Source organism: Roseibium sp. LAB1 (assembly GCF_054658235.1).
Window position 1 is genome coordinate 89932 of sequence record NZ_BAAGIB010000005.1, and the last position, 25974, is coordinate 115905.

8 protein-coding genes (1 of these 8 only partly in view) are annotated in these 25974 nt (G+C 60.7%); 4 read left to right on the plus strand and 4 right to left on the minus strand.

Annotated features, from left to right (window positions below):
* The 4 genes from ACYQ54_RS25010 to ACYQ54_RS25025 all read left to right on the plus strand — a co-directional run.
* Positions 1 to 19778, plus strand: partial view of an amino acid adenylation domain-containing protein gene (locus ACYQ54_RS25010; protein WP_460087336.1) — the 3' portion only. The gene continues 766 nt to the left of window position 1, outside the view; only the last 19778 of its 20544 coding nucleotides appear in the window; the start codon falls outside the window, past its left edge; it ends in the stop codon at positions 19776 to 19778.
* Between the two features lie 158 nt (positions 19779 to 19936).
* Positions 19937 to 20803, plus strand: a complete 867-nt coding sequence (locus tag ACYQ54_RS25015; protein WP_460087337.1) for a prohibitin family protein — start codon at positions 19937 to 19939, stop codon at positions 20801 to 20803.
* A gap of 5 nt (positions 20804 to 20808) precedes the next feature.
* On the plus strand, positions 20809 to 22212 hold the full coding sequence (locus tag ACYQ54_RS25020; protein WP_460087338.1) for an ABC transporter substrate-binding protein: 1404 nt from the start codon (positions 20809 to 20811) through the stop codon (positions 22210 to 22212).
* Positions 22209 to 22415: a hypothetical protein gene (locus tag ACYQ54_RS25025; RefSeq protein ID WP_460087339.1), complete on the plus strand. Its 207-nt coding sequence runs from the start codon at positions 22209 to 22211 to the stop codon at positions 22413 to 22415. The genes ACYQ54_RS25020 and ACYQ54_RS25025 overlap by 4 nt, the downstream gene beginning before the upstream one ends.
* A gap of 151 nt (positions 22416 to 22566) precedes the next feature.
* Here the strand turns inward: ACYQ54_RS25025 and ACYQ54_RS25030 are convergent, their stop codons facing one another.
* From ACYQ54_RS25030 to ACYQ54_RS25045, 4 genes are all read right to left on the minus strand, one after another.
* The gene (locus tag ACYQ54_RS25030) at positions 22567 to 23154 is read right to left on the minus strand and encodes a YcjF family protein (RefSeq protein ID WP_460087340.1); all 588 of its coding nucleotides are present in this window, start codon (positions 23152 to 23154) and stop codon (positions 22567 to 22569) included.
* Between the two features lie 132 nt (positions 23155 to 23286).
* Positions 23287 to 23961 (minus strand): DUF697 domain-containing protein, encoded by a 675-nt coding sequence (locus ACYQ54_RS25035; RefSeq protein WP_460087341.1) that lies wholly within the window; start codon positions 23959 to 23961, stop codon positions 23287 to 23289.
* A complete protein-coding gene (locus ACYQ54_RS25040; protein ID WP_460087342.1) occupies positions 23958 to 24614 on the minus strand; it encodes a nucleotide-binding protein in 657 nt (218 codons plus the stop codon). Before ACYQ54_RS25040 ends, ACYQ54_RS25035 begins: the two co-directional genes overlap by 4 nt.
* A gap of 121 nt (positions 24615 to 24735) precedes the next feature.
* Positions 24736 to 25770, minus strand: coding sequence for a DUF3089 domain-containing protein (locus ACYQ54_RS25045; RefSeq protein ID WP_460087343.1), 1035 nt, complete (start codon positions 25768 to 25770; stop codon positions 24736 to 24738).
* Positions 25771 to 25974 lie beyond the last annotated feature (204 nt).

A 25974-nucleotide genomic window follows, 5' to 3' on the forward strand; every position in this document is an offset into this window, starting at 1 on the left:
ATCCGAAGAAGGGACCTTTCACAGACGTCAAATACGGGGGCTTCGTTCCGGAGGCCGATCATTTCGACGCGGGCTTCTTCAACATATCGCCGCGCGAAGCGGAACTCATGGATCCGCAGCATCGCCTGTTCATGGAGTGCGTCTGGAGCCTGATCGAAAAGGGTGGCTACGCGCCGGGGTCTCTGGCCGGGCGGAAGATCAGCCTGTTTCTGGGCATCAATCTGCTGGACTACACCGACATGGTGAACCGCGCGGGGATCATGGATGCCCAGCAGCTCACCGGCCTTGGGCATGCCTTTTGCCCTAATCGCCTTTCCTTTCTTCTGGATATCCACGGGCCGAGCGAAGTTGTCGATACCGCCTGTTCCAGTTCGCTGGTAGCCATTCATCGTGCCGTGATGAGCATCCGCCATGAAGGCTGCGAAATGGCAATTGCGGGCGGCTCGAACCTTATGCTTTCGCCGACGCAGCACATCATGTTCTCCAAGGTCGGCATGATCACGCCGGACGGGCGCTGCAAGACCTTTTCAAAGGACGCCAACGGCTATGCCCGGGCAGATGGTGTCGGAGCCGTGCTTTTGAAGCGCCTCGATCTCGCGGAGCGGGACGGCGACCCGATCCTCGGTGTCATCAGGGGATCGGTGGAGCATCACGGCGGTGGGGCGACATCGCTGACAGCTCCGAACCCCAAGGCACAGGGCCGTCTCATCGTAGAGGCCCACCGACAGGCCGGCGTCGATCCGCGGTCAATCGGCCTGATCGAGTGTCATGGCACGGGCACGCCACTCGGAGATCCCATCGAGGTGGAGGGACTGAAGCTTGCCTTCGGTGAACTCTACCGGGACTGGGATCTTGAGCGACCAGACGCGGCGAAAATCGGTCTCGGCTCGGTCAAGTCCAACATCGGTCATGCAGAGACAGCAGCGGGTGTTGCCGGACTGATCAAGGTGCTCCTTGCCATGAAGAGCAAGACGCTCTTCCGGACACTGCACTGCGCGGAACCCAATCCACTGCTGGAACTTTCCGGCAGTCCCTTCTATCTGCTTCAGGATGAGGAAGCCTGGAGACGGCCACTGATCGATGGCGAGGAGGTCCCCAGGCGTGCCGGCATCAGCTCCTTTGGAGCCGGGGGAGCCAATGTGCATCTCGTGATCGAGGAATATGCCGGGCTGGGCCTGCAATCGCCGCACTCTTCCCAAGGACCGGTCGTCGTTCCCGTTTCCGCTAAGACAGAGCAAGCGCTTCTGGAGGCGCTTGCCCGGCTGAAGCCCGCGATTGCGCAAAACGATATGGCGGACCTTGCCTATACGCTTCAGGTCGGTCGTGACGCTTTGCGTCACCGCGTGGCCTTTGTAGCCTCTGACCGGGAGGACCTCACCAAAAAGCTGGACGCGTTTCTCGCCGGCAGCGGCGATGTCGCGGAACGTGGAACCGTCGCGGCCGGTCGCAAGCAAAAGACCCGACCTCTCGATCCTTCCACGGAAGACCCGGCCGCAATTGCCCGGCACTGGGTCTCGGGCGGCGAAGTGGACTGGCCAGCGCTTCCTGCCGGAACGCGACCGCACCGCATTGCCCTTCCGGGTTATGCCTTCCAGCGCAAGCGCTACTGGCTGCCTGACGGGGAGGGTGCCACCGAGGCCTCAAAGACCTCTCTGACACCGGTTCCCGCTGGCCACGGAATTTATCAGTTGTCGCTGACCGGCAGCGAGTTCTTCCTGAAGGACCACAAGGTCGCCGGTTCACCGGTCCTGCCCGGTGTTGCCTATCTGGAACTGGCGCGGGCGGCCGCCGTTCAGGAAGGCATCGCGCATCCTGCTCTCCGGCAGGTCGTCTGGATGGCGCCTCTGGTGGTCGAAGCGCCGGTTCGGATCACCTGCGAGCTCTCCCGCCTCGGGGAGGGAAGCCTGCGCGCGGAGATCTTCAGCACACCGGAAAACGGCGAACGTCTTCTGCATGCCCAAATGCGGATTGCCGCCAATTTGGAGGCAAACGCGCTCTCCGTTAACCTGGACAGTCTTCGAGGGAAACCGGCAACCCGTCTGGGAGCTGGCGAGGTCTATGCCGGTTTCGACGCCATGGGGCTGGTCTATGGACAAGGCCATCGCGCGATCACCGATCTTGCCGTTACCCGGGAGGCCTCAACTGGCGGGGAGGTGCTTGCCAGACTTGAACTTCCAGGAAGCCTGGAGGCAGGTTTCGGCGATTTCGGCCTGCACCCGAGCCTGCTGGACGGAGCACTGCAAGCGGCAATCGGTCTGGCGCTGGATGCCTCCGGCAAAGCTCCCGAAGCGGCTGCCCTGCCGTTCTCGGTCGAGGGCGTGAAGATCTTTGGCGCCTGCGAAAAACACATGTGGGCGCATGTCCGGCAACAGGCGGGCTCAGGCTCAGGCTTGCGCAAGATGGATATTGACCTGATCGACGAACAGGGAAGGATCCGTTTATCGCTGCAAGGGTTCACGACGAGAACGCTCGACAAGTCCGCGGACACAGCGACGTTACGCTTCAAGCCGTGCTGGCGGCCACTCGATGCGGAAGCCGTGCCAGCGCAAGACGGGCGGCGCATAATGCTCCTGTCGGCAGCTTCAAGGGATGCAGGGGATCTGTCCACCCAGTTGCCGGATTGGGATGTCCGTCCGCTACAGGACGAACCTGCCACGTCCCTTGATCAGCGTTTCCTGAAACTGGCCAGCCAGACCCTGAGCATCGCTCAAGAGGCGCTGACGGCAGGACCGGTGCAGATGCTGCTGGTTATCGGGCCGGAAGAGAACAACCAAGCCTTGGCCGGTGTTGTGGCAATGATCCGCAGCATAAGCCGTGAGCACCCGGCTTTCCGTGGCCAGGTTCTGGTTCTCACGGATCGACCAGCCTCTCGGAATCTGGCGGAGCAATTGAAGAAGGCCGCCGGCGCGCCCGCCGGATCATGCCTGAAGGCGACGGGAAAAGACCTGTCGCTGGAGGTCTGGGAAGAGGTCTCGACCGCGCCGGAACCGGCGTCATTGCCGTGGAAATCCGATGGTGTCTATCTCATCACGGGCGGGACCGGCGGGCTCGGGATTGCGCTGGGCCGGCAAATCATCAAGACGGTCCCCGGTGCGACGGTGGTTCTTGCGAGCCGAAACCAGCCGAAGCCCGAGGTGGCTGACTGGATCGCCGAGACACCGACCCTGCATCACAGGCTTGCGGACTTTTCCGATGCACGGTCGGTCGAAACCCTCGTGCAGGTAATCCGGAGCGAACACGGCAAGCTGGATGGTGTCATTCACGCCGCAGGCGCCATCCGGGACGATGGCTTTATGCGCAAGACCCCGGACCAGCTCGCTGATGTGCTGGCTCCAAAGGTAACAGGTGCCGTGGCCCTGGACAGGGCAATCGGCGCCGCGCCGATCGACTTCCTCGTGTTCTATTCCTCGATCTCCGGCATTGTCGGCAATGTCGGCCAGGCCGACTACGCGGCGGCCAACAGTTTCCTCGACGGCTTTGCCGAGGCTCGGGAAAGACGGCGTGACGCGGGGCAATGTCAGGGTAAGACGGTGTCCGTCGCCTGGCCCCTCTGGCGCGAGGGCGGCATGTCGCTCGCACCGGAGCAGGAAACGCTGATGCGTCGGACAACCGGCCTTGTGCCGCTTGAGACCCACGCAGGGCTCGAAGCGCTTTATTCCGTCCTGGGCGACACACAAACGCGAGTTCTGATTGCACCGGGAGACGGTGAGCGGATCCGGCGTTTTGTCAGCGCCACTTTCGAGCATGAAAACCCTGGTGTCTCGACAAATTCGAAACCGGGCACACCACCGGGAAACCGGCCGCCTGTCGAAACAGGCGCTCTGCGCCGCTTGATCCTCGCAAGCCTGATTGAGGAAGCCGGTGCGCAGCTCAAGGTCTCGGAAGAGGACCTCGAGCCGGATGAGGAACTGACAGAATACGGGTTCGATTCCATCGGCTTCACCCAATTCGCCAACAGGCTGAATGACCGTTTCGGTCTGGAACTGACGCCGACGTTGTTCTTTGAATTTCCGACGCTCGATGGTTTGGCGGATTATCTCGGTGCAGAAGAAGCTGACGCGATGACTGCCGCCTTCGGAGTGTCTGCAACCGAGGGCGAGGTCGCGTCGGACGTAACAGTTGAGGCGAGTGAACTTGTCGCTGTGTCGAGTCCATCGACAGCAGCGGTCATTGATGCGCCGAAAGCTTCACCGGTCCCCCATCGCCACGATGACCTGGTGGCCATTGTCGGCATGAGCGGGCAGTTCCCGGGTGCTCCCGATATTGACGCCTTCTGGGATATCCTGAACGAAGGCAGAAACACCATCGGCGAAGTGCCTTCCGAACGTTGGGACTGGCGGGACTATTGGGGGGATCCCCTGTCGGAACCCGGCAAGGGCAACGTCAAATGGGGTGGCTTCATAAAGGACATGGCCGCCTTTGATGCCGCCTTCTTCGGCATTTCAGCGCCGGAAGCCCGGATGATGGATCCGCAACAGCGCCTGTTGCTCACCCAAGCCTGGCGCGTGATGGAAGATGCAGGCTACGCCCCCTCCGCGCTGGCGGGAACCAGCACGGGTGTGTTTATCGGGACTGCTGACACAGGCTACAGCCGGCTCATCGCGGAAACGGGAACCAAGGTTGAAGGTTATTCGATGACCGGCCTCGCCCCGTCGCTGGGGCCGAACCGGATCAGCTACTTCTACGATTTTCACGGTCCGAGCATCGCGGTTGAAACTGCCTGTTCCAGCGCTCTGATCGCGGTCCATCGTGCTGCCGAGGCGATCCGGGCGGGACATTGCTCGGCGGCAATTGCCGGGGGCATCAACGCGCTGCTCCTGCCGGAAGCCTTTGTCGGCTTTTCCAAGGCAGGCATGTTGTCGCCGGAAGGGCTCTGCAAGCCGTTCTCCGCCCGGGCAGATGGCTACGCACGCGGTGAAGGCGTCGGACTGGTTTTTCTGAAACCGTTGTCTGACGCGCAGCGCGACGGCGACAGGATCCTGGGCGTGATCCGCTCGAGTGCCGAAAATCACGGCGGTCACGCGGCGTCTCTCACGGCGCCCAATCCGAAAGCCCAGGCGGATCTCATTCGCACTGCCTACAAGCGCGCCGGGCTAGATCCGCGAACGGTCGGCTATATCGAGGCGCACGGCACGGGAACGCCGCTCGGCGATCCGATCGAGATCGAGGCTCTCACCGCAGCTTTTTCAGATCTTGCGCGCGATGCTGAAGCCACCTTCGGGTCTGCCCCGGGACAAAGCTGCGCCATCGGCTCGGTGAAATCGAATATCGGTCATCTGGAACTTGCTGCAGGAATTGCCGGCCTTATCAAGGTTCTGCTTCAAATGCGGCACGGCAAGATCGCGCGCTCGCTCTACAGCGAAGACCTGAATCCTTATCTGAAACTGCAGGGCAGCCCGTTCCGTGTGGCGCAACAGGCAGAACCCTGGACGCATGACGTGGACAGAGACGGTAATCTGCTGCCGCGCCGGGCAGGTGTCAGCAGTTTCGGGTTTGGCGGTACCAACGCCCACGTGGTTCTGGAAGAGTATCTGGCACCGCTCCCGGCCTCCAACCCTGCGCCGCATGAGGTGCCGGAACTCATCGTTCTGTCGGCGAAATCTGAGGATCAGCTGAAGGAGATGGCTGGCGATCTGCTCGCCTTCCTGTCCGGTGAAGGTACCGGTGCAAGCCTGGCGGACATCGCCTTTACGCTACAGACTGCGCGCGAGCAGATGGATCATCGGATGGGCTTCCAAGTCAAGTCCCGAAAAGATCTGCAGAAACGGCTGGAGACCTATCTGGCTGGTGAAATCGGCAAGGGACTGCACACCGGAGACACAAAATCCGGGCGCAAGACGCTTGCGGTTCTCGAGAGCGATCCCCCCCTGCGGGAGGCTGCTTCCGGCCTCGCCGCAAGAGGGCGGGCGGATGACCTGCTGGCGCTTTGGGCAGGTGGTTTGAGCGTTGACTGGGCCGCTGTTCGCAACGGCCGGCCAGGGAACCGTATTTCCTTGCCCGGTTATCCCTTCGCAAAGAAACAGTATTGGGTCGGCAGGACGCAGACGGCTGCAGTGGCGACCGGACCTTCACGAGCAAGTTTCGCGCTCCGGATCGATGGGTCAGAGAGTTTCATGCGCGACCATCTGGTCAGTGGCGACCCGGTAGTACCGGGCGTCCTGTCCTTCGACCTGGTGCAGCGCGCCCTCGCTGACACAGGCAGGAACAGCGGGCCCTTCGAACTCGCGGGTCATACCTGGACGGGAGCGGTCTCTGTCAAGGCAGGGCCGGAGCAACTGGAGGTCCTGTTGACCGACGGATCTTCGGAAAATTGCCGCTATTCGATTGTCGCTAAAGGAGCACGGGGCGTGCAGCAGCACGCGGAAGGCGTTATCCGTCCGATTTCCGGAGAAGCCGCGCCGAAACTTGATCTCCAGGCAGCAAGGCAGGTTGCGACTGCCGAGCTGGACAGACACGCCCTCTATCGCCGCCTTGAAAACCTCGGTCTCGGCTATGGCCCTGCGCAGAAGGCGATCACGCGGCTGTGGCGCAGCGCGGACGGCATCCTTGCGCAGCTCGATCTGCCTGCGGAGGCCGACAGCGGATTTGCGCTGCACCCCTCGATCCTTGACGGTGCCCTGCAGACCGTCTTCGCATTGAATGACACAGAGGACGGGCTTGCTTTGGCACTGCCTTACTCCGTGCGCCGCATCAGGATTTTCGGCAAGACGACTGACCGGATGTGGGCAATTGCCAGACAGGGAGCCAAGGGGACAGACGTCGATCTTTGCAACGAAGACGGTACCCTCGTCCTGTGCCTTGAGGATTTTGTCACCCGACAGTTGCCGGGCGCAGCGTCATCGGACAAGGCGGCCACGGTTGAGCGGCCGGCCCTTGACCGCGAAGAGCGGCAGAAACGAACGCTGACGCTTGTGACCGGCATCGCGGCGAGAACCCTCGAAATCGACCCGGAGATGCTGGATCCCGATACGGAGCTCGGTGACTTCGGTTTCGATTCCGTCAGCATGACGGCCTTCGCCGCGCAGATGAATTCGGACCTGAACCTGAGCCTGACGCCTGCCGATTTCTTCGAGTTCGCAACGCTTTCTCGCCTCGCAGGACACATTGGCGACGCGCTGGACGATGAGCAACTGAGTTCGTCCGGCAGCACGCAGACTTTGGCAATGGCCGCCATCACGGGCGAACTTGCGGAAAGCGTCTCCTCTCCTCATGTCTCGAACCCTGTCTCCCGGCCATCTGAGGCCGAGGACGATCCGGTGGTCATCGTGGGGCAGAGCTGCTGTTTTCCCGGTGCTGCGACTGCTGAGGAATTCTGGTCCAACCTGATCTCCGGCCGGGACAGCATCAGCCGGATCCCTGCCGACCGATGGTCCTGGCAACAGCTTGACGGTGACCCGAGGCAGGATCCGTCGCGAACCAACATACACTGGGGCGGTTTCATCGACCGCGTATTTGAATTCGATCCGCTCCATTTCGGCATTTCGCCCCGCGAAGCCAGGCTGATGGATCCCCAGCAGCGCCTCATGATGACCCACGCGTGGAAGGCGATCGAAGACGCTGGCCATGCGCCTGAAAGCCTTGCCGGACAGAAGGTCGGCGTGTTCGTCGGCACATCCTCCAGCGGATACCGGGACATGATCGGTGCGGATTCAGGCGGCGAAGGCTATGTCGCGACAGGGTCGGTACCGTCCGTTGGTCCCAACAGGATCAGCTTCCTGCTCGATCTGCACGGGCCGAGCGAACCGGTCGAGACGGCATGTTCCAGTTCCCTGGTCGCCCTGCACCGGGCCGTTCAGGCGATCCGGGCCGGAGATTGCGACATGGCGCTTGTCGGCGGCGTCAATACCATCCTCACCCCGGAGGCCCATATCAACTTTGCCAAGGCAGGCATGTTGTCCGTCGACGGCCGCTGCAAGACCTTCTCTTCCGGGGCCAACGGTTACGTGCGCGGCGAAGGCGTCGGTATGGTGTTCGTGCGGAAACTGTCTGACGCGGAGCAGGACGGCGATCCGATCCTGGCCGTGGTGCGCAGTACGGCGATCAATCACGGCGGCCATGCCAACTCTCTCACAGCGCCAAACACGCAGGCCCAGGCCGATCTTCTGACCACCGCGTATTCCCGCGCCGGCATAGACCCGCGCACTGTCGGCTATATCGAAGCACATGGCACGGGCACGGCCCTGGGAGACCCGGTCGAGATCAATGCCCTGAAATCGGCATTCGCCTCGCTGCCGACGGGTGCAGCCCGGCTTGAGGAAGCAGTGTGCGGGCTTGCTTCGGTCAAGACCAATATCGGACACTTGGAGCTCGCGGCCGGGGTTGCCGGGCTGATCAAGGTCCTGAAACAGGTTGAGCATCGCCAGCTCGCGCCGAGCCTCCATTGCGAGGAGGTCAACCCTTACATCGACTTGAGCGGAAGTCCTTTCGAGATTGTGCGGGAGGCACGGCCCTGGAAGCCCGTGAAGGACGAAAGCGGAGCGACCTTGCCGCTGCGAGCCGGCATCAGCAGTTTCGGGTTCGGCGGCGTCAATGCGCATGTCGTGGTGGAGGAATACCTGGGCGGGGCGGAGGCGGCGACCCTGCCGTCCCGTCTGGATGCACCGGCCGTCGTCGTGCTGTCGGCGCGGGACCGCACCCGCCTGAACGACGTGGTCCGTGACCTTCTTTGCGAGCTTGAAAGCGGTCGTCTGGGTGAAGCGGATCTGGCGGACCTGGCTTACACGCTGCAGGTAGGCAGATCCGGCCTCGGCGAGCGCCTCGCATGCGTTGTTTCAAGCCTCGATGAATTGCGGTCCCGGCTGACGTCTGTTCTGGCAGGCGGCGAACCACCTGAAACCTTTTTCGGCAATGCCAAGGGACCGGACCGGCCACAGGGGTCTCTGCCGCAGGATGCCGGTCCGGCCGGGATTGCGCGCCATTGGGTCCGGGGCGGCAAGGTGGATTGGCAGCAGCTCAACGCAGGCCGGCGTCGCCGGCTCAGGCTGCCGACCTATCCGTTTGCCCGCGACATTTACCGCGTCGGCGATGCCGTTCCGGGATACACGCCGAAAGCGGAACCCATTTCAACCCGGTCCAACGGCAGGCAGCTGAATGCGGATGGGTATTATCTGAAGGACCATGTCGTTCACGGAAGCCGTATTCTGCCCGGTGCGATGAGCCTGGAAGTCGTGCTGACAGCCGCTCTGGAAGACAAGGCCGTGGACGCCCTTCCAGCGCGCTTCGCGAATGTGACCTGGCGCAGGCCCATAGAGCTCAATACCGGTCAGTTGGCGCTCGATGTCCGGTTCTCGAAGGGGAACCCGGAGGGTTCGCAGTTCCGTATGAGCACCACCGGCACCAGCGAGCCGGACTTCATGCGTGGACAGATTGGCGGCGTATCGGAAAAGGGGCTGCCCGGCAGACTGGACGTCGATGCACTTCAGAATGCCTGTCGGACCGGCCATGACCCGGATTGGCTTTATGCCTGCTACTCCGCGCTCGGGATCGATTACGGACCGGCATTCCGCGCGATCACCGAGCTGAATTCCCGCGAAGGCGAGGTGCTAGCACGGCTGCAGTTGCCGAAGGCAGCCAAAGGTGGCGAGCACATTCTGCATCCAAGTCTTATCGATGCCGCGTTCCACGCCGCGCTTGTCGCGTTTTCAGAAGAAGGCAGCGCAGGTCTGGCCCTGCCCTTTGCCATCGACCGGATGGACGTGATCAGGCCAACAAGTGAGGCCATGTGGGCCCATCTGCTTGTCTGCCCGGCAAACCAGGGGCTTCGCAAACTCGATATCGATCTGGCGGACGACACAGGTGCTGTCTGCGTCCGGATTACCGGCTTCACCTTGCGCCTTTTGGAGGAACCCAAGGGAGAGCAGGAACCTGCAGCACCCATGATGTCTCCCAAGGCCATTGCCGGCGGTGGTCGCGTTGAAAACTATTTTGTCGGATTGATCGCCCGGGAAACCGAGATCGATCCGGCGGCCATCGTGCTGACGGCGCCGCTCGAGGACTATGGCATCGACTCTGTCCTGATCATGCAGCTGACGGACGTTCTGGAGCGGGATTTCGGCCCCCTGTCGAAGACGCTCTTCTTCGAATACCAGACCCTTGAAGCCCTGATCGGATATTTCCGCGCTAATCATGGAGACCGTCTCACCGAGGTGTGCGGTGAAGGGGCCCGTCCCGCCGACGCCGTCTTGCAGGCAACAGCACCAGCGACCATGAAACGGGGCGATGCGCCTGCTGACGATCCGATCGCGATTATCGGTGTTGCCGGCCGCTATCCGGGAGCACGGACACTTGAAGACTTCTGGAAAAATCTTGCCGCGGGGCGCGACTGCATCACCGAAGTCCCCGCTGAAAGATGGGATCACGGGCAGTTCTTTGATCCCGTTCGCCAACCCGGCAAGACCACGGGGAAATGGGGCGGGTTTGTCGATGGCTACGACCGTTTCGACCCGATGTTCTTCAACATAGCGCCGCGAGAAGCGCTTTATATGGATCCTCAGGAACGGCTCTTCCTGCAATGCGCCTGGGAAACCCTTGAAGATGCCGGCTACACACGGGCAGCCTTTGGAGAACACGGCGATGTCGGCGTCTTCGTGGGAGTGATGTGGGAAGAATACCAGCTCTACGGTCCCGAGCTGACTGCGCAGGGAACCCCGACCGCCTTGACCGGTAGCGCGGCGTCGATTGCCAATCGGGTGTCCTATTTCATGAACTTCCATGGACCGAGCCTGGCCGTCGACACGATGTGCTCCTCGTCCCTGACGGCGATCCACCTTGCCTGCGACAGCCTGCGGTCCGGAAGCTGCGCGGTTGCGCTGGCGGGCGGAGTGAACCTGACCCCGCACTGGAATAAATACATTGCGCTCTCCCAGGGACGGTTCTTGTCCAGCAAGGGGAGGTGCGAGAGTTTTGGCGAAGGCGGAGACGGCTATGTTCCCGCCGAAGGCCTCGGCGCTGTTCTCCTGAAACCGTTGAGCACGGCCGAAGCCGATGGCGACCGGATCTACGGCGTAATCCTCGGGTCGGTGCTCAATCACGGCGGCAAGACCAACGGCTACACTGTCCCCAACCCGGCAGCGCAGACTGCGGTGATCGAAAAGGCTCTGGCGAAAGCGGGCGTCGCACCGGAAGACGTGAGTTACGTCGAGGCCCACGGAACGGGAACCAGCCTGGGAGATCCAATCGAGTTCGCGGCGCTCACTAGGGCCTATGCCACGCCCGGAACAACGCAGACGCGCTCTGCCATCGGCTCGGTCAAATCCAATATCGGTCATGCGGAGAGTGCTGCCGGGATCGCCGGGCTGACCAAACTTCTGCTGCAGCTCAAGCACGCGCAGATTGCCCCTTCCATTCATTCCGGCAGGTTGAACCCCAATATCGACTTCGAAGCCTCGCCCTTCAGCGTTCAACGGGCCCTGGCGCGCTGGCCGGCATCGTTCAGGGCGGGGGAAGTCCAGCCACGTATTGCCGGGCTTTCCTCCTTCGGCGCGGGTGGTTCGAATGCGCATTTCATTGTCGCCGAACATCTGGAAAGGGAAGCCTCCTTTGCCGGGGAGTTCCCTGAGGTCTATCCGTTCTCGGCCCGCGATCCGGAGCGGCTGGCTGCGTTGCTCAAGAATTTCCGCTTCCGGCTCGACAGCCTGACCGACAACGACCTGCCGGCCGTGGCCTGGACCTTGCAACAGGGTCGTGAGGCGTTCGAGGAGCGGCTGGCGATTGTCGCGCGCGGAAGAGCCGAGCTGCAAGAAAAGCTGGATAGCGTCCTCATCCGCCCGGATACAGGCGCATTTGCGAGCAGTAGCCTTTTCCGGGCACGGGTATCCGGACCCGCAACGCCGATTGATCCTTCCGCCCCGCTTGAGGAAATTGCCGCGGCCTGGACAAGGGGTGCGGCTGTCGACTGGAAGGCCTTGTGGTCACGTGTAAAACCACGCCCGATCAGCTTGCCGTCCTATCCCTTTGCAGAGGATCGCTTCTGGTTGCCCGAACTTGCAGGAAAGGAAACCGCGCCTGCAAAGGCCGCTGTTCCGACTGCCCCCATGCCGCTTCTCTATTCCACAATCTGGCAGGAACGGGCAGAAGCGACAGACGAAGCGCGACCGGAAGGTCAGCTTTTTCAGGTGATTTGTGATCTGGCCATCACGATGCCGAACCTGGCCGCAGACCTTCGGAAAACCGGGGCGGAGGTCATGGTGCTGGAGGCGCCGGAGACAGCGGTGGACGCACGGTACGAATTCCACGCCCTGCATGTTTTCAGGCTTTGTCAGGACCTTGTGCGCAACCGTCGGGAAGCAATCGTACAGATCGTCGTTCCGCTGGGTGGAACGGACAGCATTCTGGAAGGTCTTGCCGGCCTGGTGCGATGTGCAAGGCTTGAACATCCCGGCATGAGCTGGCAATTGGTCGCAACGGACGGATCGGTTCACGATCTCGCTGATCGCCTGTCGGAAGACGCAAAGTGCGCCGGGAACCAGAGCGAAATCCGCTATCGTCGCGGACGGCGCTTCGTTCGGTCCTGGCAGGAACTCGAAGTCGCGCAGCAGGTCTCGCAATTGCCCTGGAAAGATAGCGGTGTCTATCTGCTGACAGGAGGCATGGGCGGTATCGGGCAGCATGTGGCCAAGGCAATCGCCGCTTCCGTGAACAGCCCCTCGCTCTGGTTGACCGGCCGGTCTCCAATGACACCGGCAATCCGTGCAGGCCTGAGCGAACTCGAAGCGCTCGGCGCGTGTGTTCGCTACCGGAGCATTGATGTCACCGACGAACTCGCCGTTTCCGGGTTGCTGCATGAAATCGAACAGGACGAGGGTGAGCTGGATGGTGTCATCCACGGGGCTGGTCTGACCCGTGACGGATTGTTGACAGGAAAGACCGAAGAAACATTCCGGGAAGTTCTTGCGCCCAAGACGAGTGGCATACGCCTGCTTGATGAGGTGATCGGCGACAGACCGCTCGACTTCATGGTCTTGTTTGCATCGGCTGCCGGAGCCCTCGGCAATCCCGGGCAATCGGACTACGCGACAGCGAATGCCTTCCTCGACAGTTTTGCAGCCTGGCGCAACAGCCAGGTTGCCGGAGGCACCCGGCACGGCAGGACAGTCTCCATCGACTGGCCGTACTGGCGCGAAGGCGGCATGCACATGGACGAGCGCACCGCCGCGGCCATGGAACGCGCGTCCGGTGTGCAGCCTCTGGAGACCGGTCCGGCGCTTGCCGCCCTGACGGCCATCCTGGTGGCGCAACGCAACGTCGACCAGGTTCTGGTTCTTGACGGAGATCACGAACGACTTCGCACACTGATGACGCCGACTGCCTCGGTCGAAGAAACACGTGCGAGCAGCATGGCTGCGGAAGCTGCACCTGTGGCGGTCATGAGCGCAAGCTCGACGGCGGTCCTGGAAGACAGGGGAAAGGTCGTCGCGGCAATCAAGGTGTCGTTCTCCACCTGTCTCGGCATCCCGCAAGACCGGTTGGGGCCGGATGACACCATCGACCGGTTCGGCGTCGATTCCGTGTCGGCACTTGAGATTGTCGAAGCGCTGGAAGGCCATTTCGGACCTCTCTCCCAGACCATCCTGTTTGAATTCCAGACCATCAATCGTCTGGCCGATGAACTGCTTGAACGCGGTGGCGCACCGAAGCCGCCGGCACCGGAACAGGCCGGGCCGACCGAACCTCCTTTGAAGAGGCCAGACCCTGCAGCCCCAATGAGAGCTGCACCGTTTGTCGACGCAAAGGACATTGCGGTCATCGCCGTTGCCGGCCGGTACCCGGGAGCGGAAACGATAGAGGCCTTCGCTGATATCCTGCGAAAAGGCAGCGATTGCATTTCCGAAATTCCGACCGATCGGCAGGAGCTCCTGAAGCACTATTCGCCTCGCAAGGGAGCGCCGGGTTCCAGCCACTGCAAATGGGGTGGCTTCCTTTCCAACATCGACTGCTTCGATGCGGAATTCTTCGGCTATACCCCGCGGGCGGCCGATCTGGCTGATCCTCAGGAACGGCTCTTCCTGGAAACGACCTGGCACCTGCTGGAGCGGGCGGGACACACGCGCAGCTGGCTTGCCGAACACTATGAGAAGCGTGTCGGCGTCTTTGTCGGCGCCATGTACAACCAGTATCCCGCGCTGGCCTCGGATGAAGAGGACCAGGCGCTGCTGGCGCTGTCCTCCTACGCTGGCATAGCAAACAGGACATCTTTCTTCTTCGACCTTCAGGGACCAAGCGTTGCGGTCGACAGCATGTGTTCGTCAGGCCTCCAGGCAGTACACCAGGCCTGCCGGAGCTTGCGGTCCGGGGAATGCAGGCTTGCGATCGCCGGCGGCGTCAACCTTTCAATTCATCCGGCCAAATACGAAGCGCTCAGCCGGGCGGGACTTGTCGCAAGCACGCCCGACGCCCGACCCTTCACCGGTGGTGACGGCTATTTGCCGGCCGAAGGGGTCGGCGCCGTACTGCTGAAACCACTTGGAGCGGCACTGGCGGACGGGGACAGGGTCCTCGGTGTGATCAAGGAAAGCCTTGCCAACCACGCGGGGCATTCCGCCGGTTATGCGGTTCCGAACGCGGACGCACAGGCCCGCCTGCTCGAAGATGCCTTCAGGAACGCCAACATCGATCCGGCCACCATCGGCTATGTCGAAACAGCGGCCACAGGTGCGAGCATCGGGGACAACATCGAACTCCGGGCACTCGCCAGAGTTTACGCAAACCGCGAAATTGCGGGCCCGGCGATAGGATCGGTCAAGGCCCTTATGGGACACGCGGAGGCTGCCTCGGGTCTTGCGCAGCTGACCAAGGTGCTCTTGCAACTCGAACACCGCGAGCTGTTTCCCTCGTTCGGCAAGGCCGCACCACTGGATGCCTTCGAAGGCACGCCATTCAGGCCGCAAAGAGACCTGGCTCCCTGGAAACCCGACTGGAAACCCACCAGAGAGACCGGATCTGAGGGACCACTGCGGGCAGCCATAAGCTCCTTCGGCGCCGGTGGCTCGAATGTACACCTCATTCTGGAGAGCGCTCCTGTCGTTGACCCGGCCGGCGCGGCAAGCAAAAGCGTCGGACCCTGGCTCTTCCCGGTCTCCGCCAGAACGGCTGAACAGCTAAGCGAGCTGTGCCTTGTTCTCGGTCAGTACCTGCGCGAGACAAAAGACGTATCGCTGGAAGCGCTTTCCAGAACACTCAGCCATGGCCGCGAACGCCTCGACTGCCAGGCGGTGTTTGTCGCCTCGAATGCAGACGAACTCATCGCCGAACTGGAGGACGGGGCTTGCCGCGGGGACGAAAGGCCGATGTCCGCTTCCACGGTGCAGGAAGTGAGCAGGGAAGGCCCGCTTCTGTTTCTTCCCGGCTATCCTTTCAAACGGGAACGGCACTGGCTGAAAGAAGCGCGCGCTTGCGAGGAAGGGAACGTCGTTGCTGCTCCGGTGAAGATCCTACCTGACAACAAGGTTCAGGATCAGGATCAGGATCAAGATCTGCCGGACGAGGGATCGGCACTGCAGCTGATTTGCAATACGCTTGGCAAAGAACTTGGCTGCCGGGCAGACGACATAGACCGAGACAGGAATTTCGAGACGCTCGGCGTCGATTCAATGGCCCGGATGCGATTGGTCTACGCTATTGAAGAGGCCTATGGCGTGGTGCTGAACCAGCACGAAATGGAGACTCATCCAACACCTGCTCTGCTGTCCGGCTATCTGGAGACGCTTGGCTCGACAGCCGAACCTGAATACGAGGTGGTGCAGGCTCCTGGCACAGCCGGTCCCTATCGACTGCCCCTCGGCGAAGCCCAAAAGGGACTGTGGGCGCTTCAGTCGCTCTATACCGGCAGCGGGCATTACAACGTTCCGCTTGCGTTCGAATGCAAGTCCCTGGACGTTGATGCGCTGAAAAAGTCCGTCGACTGGCTGGCCAACAGCTATCCGGTCCTGGCAACGCGCATCGTCCTGGAAAACGAGGAACCTGTTCTGGTCGAACGGCCGGGTTCCCTTGACATCCGTTTTGTAACCCTTCCCAAGGAAATCGAGACCAGGGCCTTCGTGGGTCAGCGCGCTTCCATCCCGTTTGATCTGGGAGAAGAGGTCTTCCGGGTCGAACATATCACAGGAGGCGGTCTACAGAAGGAGGACTGTGTCGTCCTTCTTGTCGCCCATCATATCGTGACCGACGGCGTTTCCTCGGAGGTCATCACACGGGCGTTCTGGACCGCCTACGAGCATTTCTCCAGGGGAGGACCCAAACCGGGCAACGTCAGTGGTTCGGACTATTCGGATTTCGTTGCCTGGGAAACCGCCTTTTCGGCATCCGAACAGGGGCAGGCCCAGAAGGCGTACTGGCTGCAGAAGCTTTCCGGAACCCTGCCAACCCTCAAGTTGCCACGCGACCCGGCCGCTGGCCGGGAGGCCGGCGGTCCTGGAGACAGCCAGGAACTGATGCTGCCGTCAAACCTTTGCGCAGCCCTTTCGGACCTGGCCAAGACCTTCGGGATGAGCCAGGCTTCGCTGTACCTGACAGCCTTCGCGGCACTGCTATATCGCTACACCGGCGAGCGGGATCTTGTCATTGGCGTACCGACGCTGCGACGACCGTCAGCCCGTTTTGCCGAAACGGTCGGATATTGCACGAACATGATTGCCCTGCGTCTGGCGGTGCGTCCCGAGCTCACCGGCGAAGGCCTCTCGAGGCAGGTCCATCTTGAACTCGGTGAAGGGCTGGCCCGCAGCAATTTTCCCTTCAGCTCCATCGCCAGAGACCTGGGCGGGACGGCGACCGGCGAGACACCTTATCAGGTGACATTCGCGTACCAGAATTTCGGGCAGGATCTGGCCGGCCTTGAAAGCTTCGGTAAGGGACAGGCACGCCTTGTCCCGGAGATCCGGCAGGCTGGCGACACTTTGCTGGGCATCGAGGTCCAGAACGGTTCGAATGGTGCGCTGATCATTGCTAATGCGGGCGGCAAGGTCCTGGCCTCCGGGATGCTTGAACGGTTCCTGCAGCATTACCGCCTGTTGCTCGAAGCCCTCGTGAACAAGACGGGTCAGGCAATTTCCGAAATGCCGATGCTTACTCAGGCTGAAGTGGATCGTGCCCTGCACCACTGGAGCCGTAGCCGTCCGCAATCGACTTCTGCCGTCCCGGTTCACGAACAGGTCCTTACCCAGGCCCGAAAGACGCCGTCCGCAGTTGCGGTTACCGGCGAAACCGGCCACCTCAGCTACAGGCAACTTGTCTCACGTTTCAGGCGGATCGGCTTTTTCCTCGAAAGGCGCGGGGTGAAACGGGGAGACCGGGTCGCGGTTCTGGTTGGCCGGGATCCGGATGGCATTGCCGCCCTTCTGGCCGTCATGAGCATCGGCGCCGTGTGGGTTCCCCTTGATCCCGATCATCCGGACGAGCGGCTGAGTTCCATCCTGAAGGATGCCGGCGCGGCAGCCGTCCTGACAAAAGGTCCCCATGCGGACCGGCTCGGGAAACTGGACGATGCAGCAGCTGTCATTATCGATCTGACAAAGGAACGCACTGGACTTCAGGGGCGTCTGGCCCGGCCGCCGTCCGCAGGTGTCCGGGCCCAGGATCCGGCCTATATCATCTACACGTCGGGTTCGACCGGTACACCCAAGGGGGTGGTCATCTCCCATAGGGCACTCTCCGGCCACTGTGAGGTGATTGCCAAGGAATACGGACTGACGGCAGGGGACGCCGTGCTGCAATTCGCCCCGACATCGGTCGATACCGCGATCGAGCAGATCCTGCCGGTGTTGACCAAGGGCGGAAGACTGGAAATACGCAGCGACGGTCTGCAGGCACCGTTGGACTTCCTGAAGATGCTCCGCGAAAGGGCCGTGACGGTTGCCGATCTGCCACCGGTCCTGCTGCATGAGCTCCTGAGATCGTGGGAACAGGCCAAGGCCGACCTGTCGGTCCTGTCCCTGCGTCTTCTGATCGTCGGCGGCGAGGCGCTCGCCCCGGAGGTGGTGGAACTGTGGAGCCGCAGCGCTCTGGCAGGATGCCGCCTGATCAATGCCTACGGCCCCACCGAAGCGACGATCACCGCCCTGACCCACACAGTGAAGCAGAACAGCCGGGATCACAGCGTTCCGATTGGCCGTCCCTTGCCGGGCGTGGAGGTCTTTATTCTCGATCGGGACGGCAATCTGGTTCCGGACAATGTTGTGGGAGAACTGCATCTGGGTGGTGACCGTCTTGCGATCGGCTATCACGAACGTCCCGAGCTGACACAGGCAAAGTTTCGAGATCATCGGATCGCCGGCCGGCAAGTCCGGCTTTACGCCACCGGCGACCTTGCCTGTTTCAGGGCAAATAGCGGTGGTCTTGTGGAGTTTCACGGGCGGCTGGACGATCAGGTCAAGATCCGCGGGTACCGGATCGAGCTCGGAGAGGTCGAGGCGGCTATCGCCTCCTGCGGCATAAGTGAAGTCGCCGTTGTTCTGGAAAGAAGCGGGGCAGGGGATCCGGTCCTGACCGCCTATCTCGGCGCCAAGGAAAAGAGCTTCGACGAACTGGAGGTGAAACGTCGGGTCTCTGAAACGCTGCCCGCGCATATGGTGCCCTCGGTTTGGGTGTGTCTTGAGCGGCTTCCCAAAACCGTCAGCGGCAAGATCGACCGTCATTCCCTCAAAAGGCCGGCAAGTGCGGAGGGCAGCACGAGCGGTCAAATTCGGGCACCCCGGGACCGGCTTGAATCGAGGCTTCTTGAAATCTGGTCTGAAGTGCTCGGGCGAAGTGCGCAGGACAGGCCCCTCGACATCGACGCGGATTTTTCCGAAGCAGGAGGCCACAGTCTTCTGGCTGTCCGCCTGCTGAGCCGGATCCAGCAGGCGTTCAATTGTGCGCTTTCGGTTTCCGATCTCGCCCTGGCCGGGACTGTTGCCGCACAGGCCCAGTTGCTCCGGCAGCGCGGTCTCACGGCAGACCACTCCGGCAGAGAAAATGGTGCCACTGAAACTGTGCCGCTGATGGTGTCCCTCCGCCAGCCGGAACATCGCGCAAAGGCCGGAACGGAAGCCCCCTTGTTCCTGATCCACCCGGTCGGGGGCACTCTGTCCTGTTACCAGCCACTGCTCGACGCGTTGCCCCGTGATATCCCCGTGTACGGCCTGCGTGCCGAGGGACTGGAACCGGGAGAAACGTGTCGGGACGAAAGCCTGGAAAAACTGGCGGCACGGTATTGCCAGCAGATCCTGAGGCTGCAAGCCGGCGGTCCCTACAGGCTATGCGGCTGGTCGTTCGGCGGTGTCGTCGCCTATGAAATTGCCCGGCAACTGAGACAGGCCGGCGAGGAAATCGCCTTCCTTGGTCTCATCGACAGTTTCACGCCGCAGGACCTGGTTGCGATGGGGATCACCTCGGGAAGCGCGGGGCCTGACGACGACCGGGATTGCAAGGCAGCGTTTGTCAGGGATCTCTTCGGTGTCGAAGTGGATCTCGCCGTTGATCAGGATGTCATCGAGCTTGTCCGTGGTTTTCCCCAGTTTGAAGCTGTGCTTCCGGGCGCCGGGCCGCAAGACATTGCACGGCTGCTGGCTGTGTTTAGCGCACATGAAAGGCTGCTGCGAGTGTACCGGCCGCAGCCTTGTGACGTCACCATCACACTGGTGAGAGCCGTCGAAGGCCTGGACCGGGACTTCGTTGAAAGCTGGCAGGACCTGACTTCGCTGCCGGTCAATCTGCTGCGCGTCGAGGCCAGTCATTATTCGGTCATCCGGCAACCGGCCTTGTCCGGATGGCTGGGGGCTTTCGACAACAAGCAGATATCCACCTGAGGAGACGTCGTTCAATATGAACAAGACGCAGCATCCGATTGCAGATAGCGTGCTTGAAGTGCAAGCCGCCCCCGCCCAAACAGTTCTCCACTGGAACACCGGTTGCGCTAACTTTATAGTCCTGTTTCGATTTGCAACCGATAGGGTGAGTCGGCCGAATGGCTTATGAAGACGAATTCGACGACTACGAGGAGGCGTTGAGAGGTGAGCGGCGGCGCCAGTTGCAGCTCTACCTGTTCATCATGCTATTGGCGTTCGGCGTTGCCGTGGCAGTTCTGTGGAACCGGATTGTCATTACGGTTCACTCAGGTGAAGCCGGTGTGCTCTATCGCTGGGTGTCCGGAACGGAGATGAACCAGATCTATGGCGAGGGGCTGCACATCCTCTGGCCGTGGAACAGGATGTATATCTACAACGTCCGCCTCCAGACCAAAGAACGCAACTACACGATGCTGACAAAGGACGGCCTGCCGATCGATCTGCAGATTGCGGTTCGCTATCAGCCTGATCTGCGTCTCTTGCCGTTGTTGCACGTCACGGTCGGGCCGGAATATCTCGACAAGGTCGTCTTCCCCGAAACGGAGGCGGTCCTGCGCCGCGCTGTCGGGCAATACACGCCAGAACAGGTCTACACGAGCAAACTCGGATTTCTGGAATCGGTGGTCATCAGCAGTCTGACAAGCGTCGAGGACAGATATGTGATCGTCGACAATGTGCTGGTGCGGAACGTGGAACTGCCGTCCGCGGTTCGTCTGGCGATTGAGCGCAAGCTGACGCTGTCGGAGGAACAGAAGGCCTACAAATACCGTATCGAAATCGAGGAAGAAGAGGCTAAGCGCAAGGCGATCGAGGCTGGGGGTATTCAGAAGTACCAGGACACGATCAAGAAAAGCCTGACCGAAAACCTGCTCAGATGGCAGGGGGTGCAGGCCACCAAGGACCTGGCGACATCGCCGAATTCCAAGACGGTCGTCATCGGTTCGGGCAAGGATGGCCTGCCGATCATTCTCGGCGGCGACAGATAGACGTGATGGCGCGGGACGAGACAGATCCACCGGCAAAGGGAAGAGCCAGGAAATGGGCGCGAAAGCTGCTTTTCGCGGGCATTCTTCTTGTGCTCGGCCTCGGAGTTCTGGGCGTTGCTCTTTCCAGGATAAATTCCACCGCCCCGACAGTGTCACGTCTGGCCGGATATCTGGCAGATCTCTTCGGGCAGGAAGACGATTCCCTGACACTGGTGGCGGTCTACTCCGATGACAGTGAGGACAGCAACTTCGTCAACGGGGTCCGCATGGCGGTGGCGCAGGTGAATGCGACCCGTCAGTTGGTTCTCGGCAAGCCGTTGAAGCTGGAATTTGTCAGGGAAGCGGAAGCGACGAATGTGACCCCACTGGAGACGATCGTATCAAGAACCCTGAAAATCTCCGGAAAGATCGCCAAAACGGATAATCTTCTGGCAGTCATTGGCCACGAATGGTCGGACACCGCCGTCACGGCAAGCTCCGTCTATGCTCGTGAAAATGTGCTGTTCCTTGCAACGCAAGCCACTGCAAGGTCGCTGACGGATCATGATTTCGACACCGTGTTCGCGCTGCAGCCGGACAATTCCACAAATGCGCATATCGTTGCCAGCTACGCGCTCAAGCAAGGATTGAAGCGGTACATCGTTCTCTCGGACAAGACTGACTATGGAAAGGAGTCCGCGAATTTCTTTTCCGAAGCGGTTGCGAACGAAGGTGCGGAGTTGGTCTACCGGGGCTTTCTTTCAGGTACGCAGCGTTCCATTGACGACCTGCTGATGTTTGTCCTGGACAACAAGCTCTTCAAGCGAACAGACTTTGATGCCTTTTTCATAGTGTCGTCTTCGGTCCAGGAGACGGCCGAGTTCATCAAACGGGCACGCTATCTCGGTCTGGATGTTCCCGTCCTCGGAATGGAATACATGTTTTCCGAAGCCATTGAAGCCAAGGTCGGCAAGGCGGGAATGAAAGACGTGATTGGCGTTTCGCTCTACGACAGGGACACAATTTCCGAAAAGGGCAAGGCTTTCGCGGCAGACTTTGAAAGCACCTTCGACCGGTTGCCTGATCTGAACGCGGCGATCGGCTACGACGCGACCTTGCTGATCCGCGATGCGGTCAACAGGGCGGAAACGCTGGACCCCGGCCACGTCTCCGATATATTGAAAGTGTCCCGTTACAAGAACCCGTTTTCGGGCGTGACGGGTCCGCTGGTGTTTGACCGGAACGGCCTCATTACCGACACGCATATCTTTATCGTGCGTCACGACGGGACGGAGTTCCGGACTGTCGACAGCATCAAGATACCGTTGGGGCCAAAATCGGTGCTGCATTTGGATCCGCAGGATGGCGAAGGACCTGACGCGAACCAGACCGAAGCGCTTCCTTCAGCGATGGAGACTATTGGCCAATGACAATCTTCGTGAATCCCTGGGTGTTCCTGATCTGGGTGCTGGCCAGTTGGGTCATCGGTATTCTGGGCAGGGACACGCGTTTCGGCTTTGTCGGAAATTTCCTGATCGCCTTCGTGTTCTCGCCGCTGGTGGGTATTATTGTCCTGCTCGCTGCGGATCGCTGGCGCAGACCGTCGCGGGACCGCAAGAGACGCAAGGCCTGAAACGGCGCGAGGGGGGCAAGGCTTCCTGAAATGTGCACGGCGCTGAAGCCGGCCCTTGTTCAGTCGATCGGTGTTCCAGGTCTTCGTGAAACAAAAATGCCGCAGTGTTGGAACACTGCGGCGCTCAGATTTTCTGGAAGGTTGAGACCGGTCAGGACGCTGCTTCGCTCGCCGTTGCTTCCTCGGCCTCAGCCTTTTGCTTGAACTTGCGGGCAACTGACTTGCCCTTTTCAAACTGTTCCTTGTAGAACTCGCGCATCTTGCTGGCGTTGAAATCCATCAAGGTGCCGCCTTCCTCGTAATGCTTCACGATGGACCGGCCGACCGCAAAGGTCGAACCGCCTGCAACCACGGGCAGGGACACCATTCCGACCATCCAGCCGATGCCGGGGATCATCTTGGTGGCGCTGGCAGCCACGACATAACCGGCTCCGTAGCCGAGCACGCCGCCCGCAAGCGCATAAATGACCTTGCGGCCAAGCTTTTCGGAAAATGGCTTGCCGTAGAGTTGCGACAATTTCTGGATCATGCGCAACTGTATCGCCACGACGGCGGCGATATCGAAAAAGGCAACAGGAACGATGCTCGCGGCGACAGACGCAATCACATAGTCCTTGATCAGATTGTCAGCCGTGAGTTCGCGGTTGATATCGAATTCCGCGTCATTTTCGACAGCTTCTGCCTCTGCGACGTCTTCAACCGGCTCTTCAGCCTTGCTTGCGGTAGTTCTGCTCGCCATAGAAATCTCCTGAGATCCGCACGGACATTTACCGATTGTCCGACCGAAGTGAAGGTGGCCTACATTCCTGTACGGCATCCGCACCGCCAGAACGGTACTCTTTCTGGTGGAAAATGAAAAGTGTCCACGCACTTAAACAGTTGGAATCGCCGTAATTTGGCTCGTTGCAGTCGTGTCACCCACCAGACCGGCGAGATGAGCGAGATAGACTTCCCCGACAATCCGCACGAGTACAGCCGCGGATATGGACGTAATCGCTGTCGCGACCAAATTCGGACTGGGCATCATGCTCATCAGTCCTGTTGTCGCGAAACTTGCAATACCAGGGGCAGCCATGCCGGTCAGCATAGCAGTTGCCAGTCGCTTGCTGCGAGATCCGTCGAGTTGTTGACCGTAGAGGCGGGACAACCGGCGCAACATGTGGTCAACAACCGCAGAGATGGCGACAAGGTCAACCCAGGGCATTGGGATCAATCCCGCGACAGTGGCGAGATTTGCATGACGTTCCACAATCAGTCTCCCGGAAGCTTGCCGGAAGGCGGCTCTGGTCGGGCGGCTGCGGGTTTCAAAGGACGCAGCCACCGTCACGGGCAGCGGAGCGTGCGCGCTCTGATCGGTGGCGCTAGCACGCGAAGGTTTTTCTTGCGGGTCAGGGTTCTGCGGAGCCGGTTCCCCTTCGGAAGATTTCGCCGGCTCGGCAGATTGCGCGGGTCGATGCGGCAGGTCTTCCGCTTCAAGGGCGGACTTTGCGGCCTTGCGTAGGTCGTCCAGCGTCCGTCTTGAGGTTCTCGGCAGTCTCTTGCTCACGCGCTGAGGGCCTTTTTCGTTGCCAGAAGTGCCTCGGCTTCGTTTGCGATTTCGAGGATGTCGTTTGCCGCTGCCCCATCCGGTGCGATCAGACTGGGTGTGCCGCCATAAAGGCCGGCCTCCGCATAGGCGACCCGGTTTGGCATGTCGTTGACAAGCAACGGAAAATCGGATTCTTCCAGCTCGGTACGAATATGCCTCGAGATCACGCTTCCCCTGATCGTCTGGGTCAGGACGCAGCGGAATGTCGGCGCCCAGCCCTTCACACCACTCATCAGCGTCTTGACGGTGTCCATCATCCGGTCAACATCGAGCGGCGAGGCCTTGACCGGTATGAGAACCAGGTCGGCGACGGCGAGAGCCGCGACCGTGATATCGCTGTCGAAGCCTGGCGTGTCGACGATGGTGACGCCATGGCGGGGTCCATGCTGCTTGATTGCCGTCCAGACGGACTTGTCGGGCTGTTCGAGAAGATCAACGCCGCCAAGTGCCAGTTCGCGTTCGGCAAGGCGCATGACAGACCTTTGCGGATCGGCATCGACCAGCAGCGGTGTCAGGCCTTTCAGCTGCCAATGGACGGCGAGGCAGGTTGCCAGGGTGGTCTTGCCGCTTCCCCCTTTCAAGGAGGCGATGGTGACGACTGATCCGCTCATGTGCACCTGTTTTCGCTGATTCCCGAGTGTTCAGATTAATGTTAACAAAAACTCAACGGAAAGCTACGGGCTTGCCGTGGATTTCAGCTGTCTGCACCTGGCTGAGGTCTGTTTTCCGGTGCTACTTCTTCTTGGCGAGATAGGCCTGAATGCGCTGCGCGGCATTTGTCATGATGTTCTCGAAGAACAAGGGATAGTCATAGCCGTGATAGACACCGGACGGGAAGAACGGCACATCAAGCCGCTTGGGGTCCTTTGCCACGACGGCCAGTCCTCCGTCTGCAATCTGGGCTGAAGCGAAACCCGGATAGGTCTGATAGGTGTCGTCATCGTTGAAAAAAGTCGACCCGCGATTGAGGTCCGCCGGCGCAAGTGTGTCTTCCCGGGTCCAGGTCAGAGGGTTGACGACGATGGCGCCAGGCAGAATGACGGGCGAGTCCTTCTGCTTGCCCGGAGCAACCGAATTGTAGCTGATGAAACAACCGGTCTGATGGGCTTCCTCGCAGATCTCGATAGCCGGATTGTCACTGAGGTCTTCTTCGGTAATCGACCAGCCGACAACATATCCGGCAATGAGCTGATCCTCGATGCCAAGCTTGCCCCAGTGGTCGACCAGAAGCTGGGTCAGGACGTAGGATCCCTGGCTGTGGGCAGCCAGAATGAACGGCCTGCCCTTGTTGTGATGTTGCATGTAGTAGCGCAGAGCCCTGCTGACATCGTTCTCGCCATAGGCAACGAGCGCATCACGCTCCTTTTCCGGCAGATTGAAACCGGCAAGGTTCATCTGCCGGTAGAACGGGGCGTAAAGGTTAGCCTGACCCGAAAATATTCGGGCCTCAGTCGTGACGGTTTCCGCAGCAGCAGCGACAAGGTCCTTGCGCGTGATGTCCATCAGCCAGGCCGAGTTGTCAAACAGCACCGTCGGATAGATCCAGATGATATCGACGCCAAATCTGTCCGGATCCTCGGGCTTGTCGAGCCAGCCGCTCGCAGTCTCATAGTCAGGGGCCAGCGGCACTTCGGCTTTTGAAAACGGAGGCAATTTTGCTTCGTCCGCCAGGGCCGATGAAACACCGCATAACATCATCACTGTTCCCATCAGGGCTGCGAGACGTGAGAATGTCCTGATCGGAAAATCGCTTGCTGAATTTTGCAACGTCTGTCACTCCGCAAATCACAAGCCGCACGCGTTGACGGCTCCGAGCTGAAAACGAAACAAAATCATATGCCGCACTGCTGTGCCAGAAGATTCGGGCGTGATCGAGTGGGCGGTCTCCTCCGCCGGCACTTGAGATGCCATGGTGCGGTTGTTGAAAACCGCAAGAAGGAGAGCCGTCCACTCAATCACGCCTGCCAATCG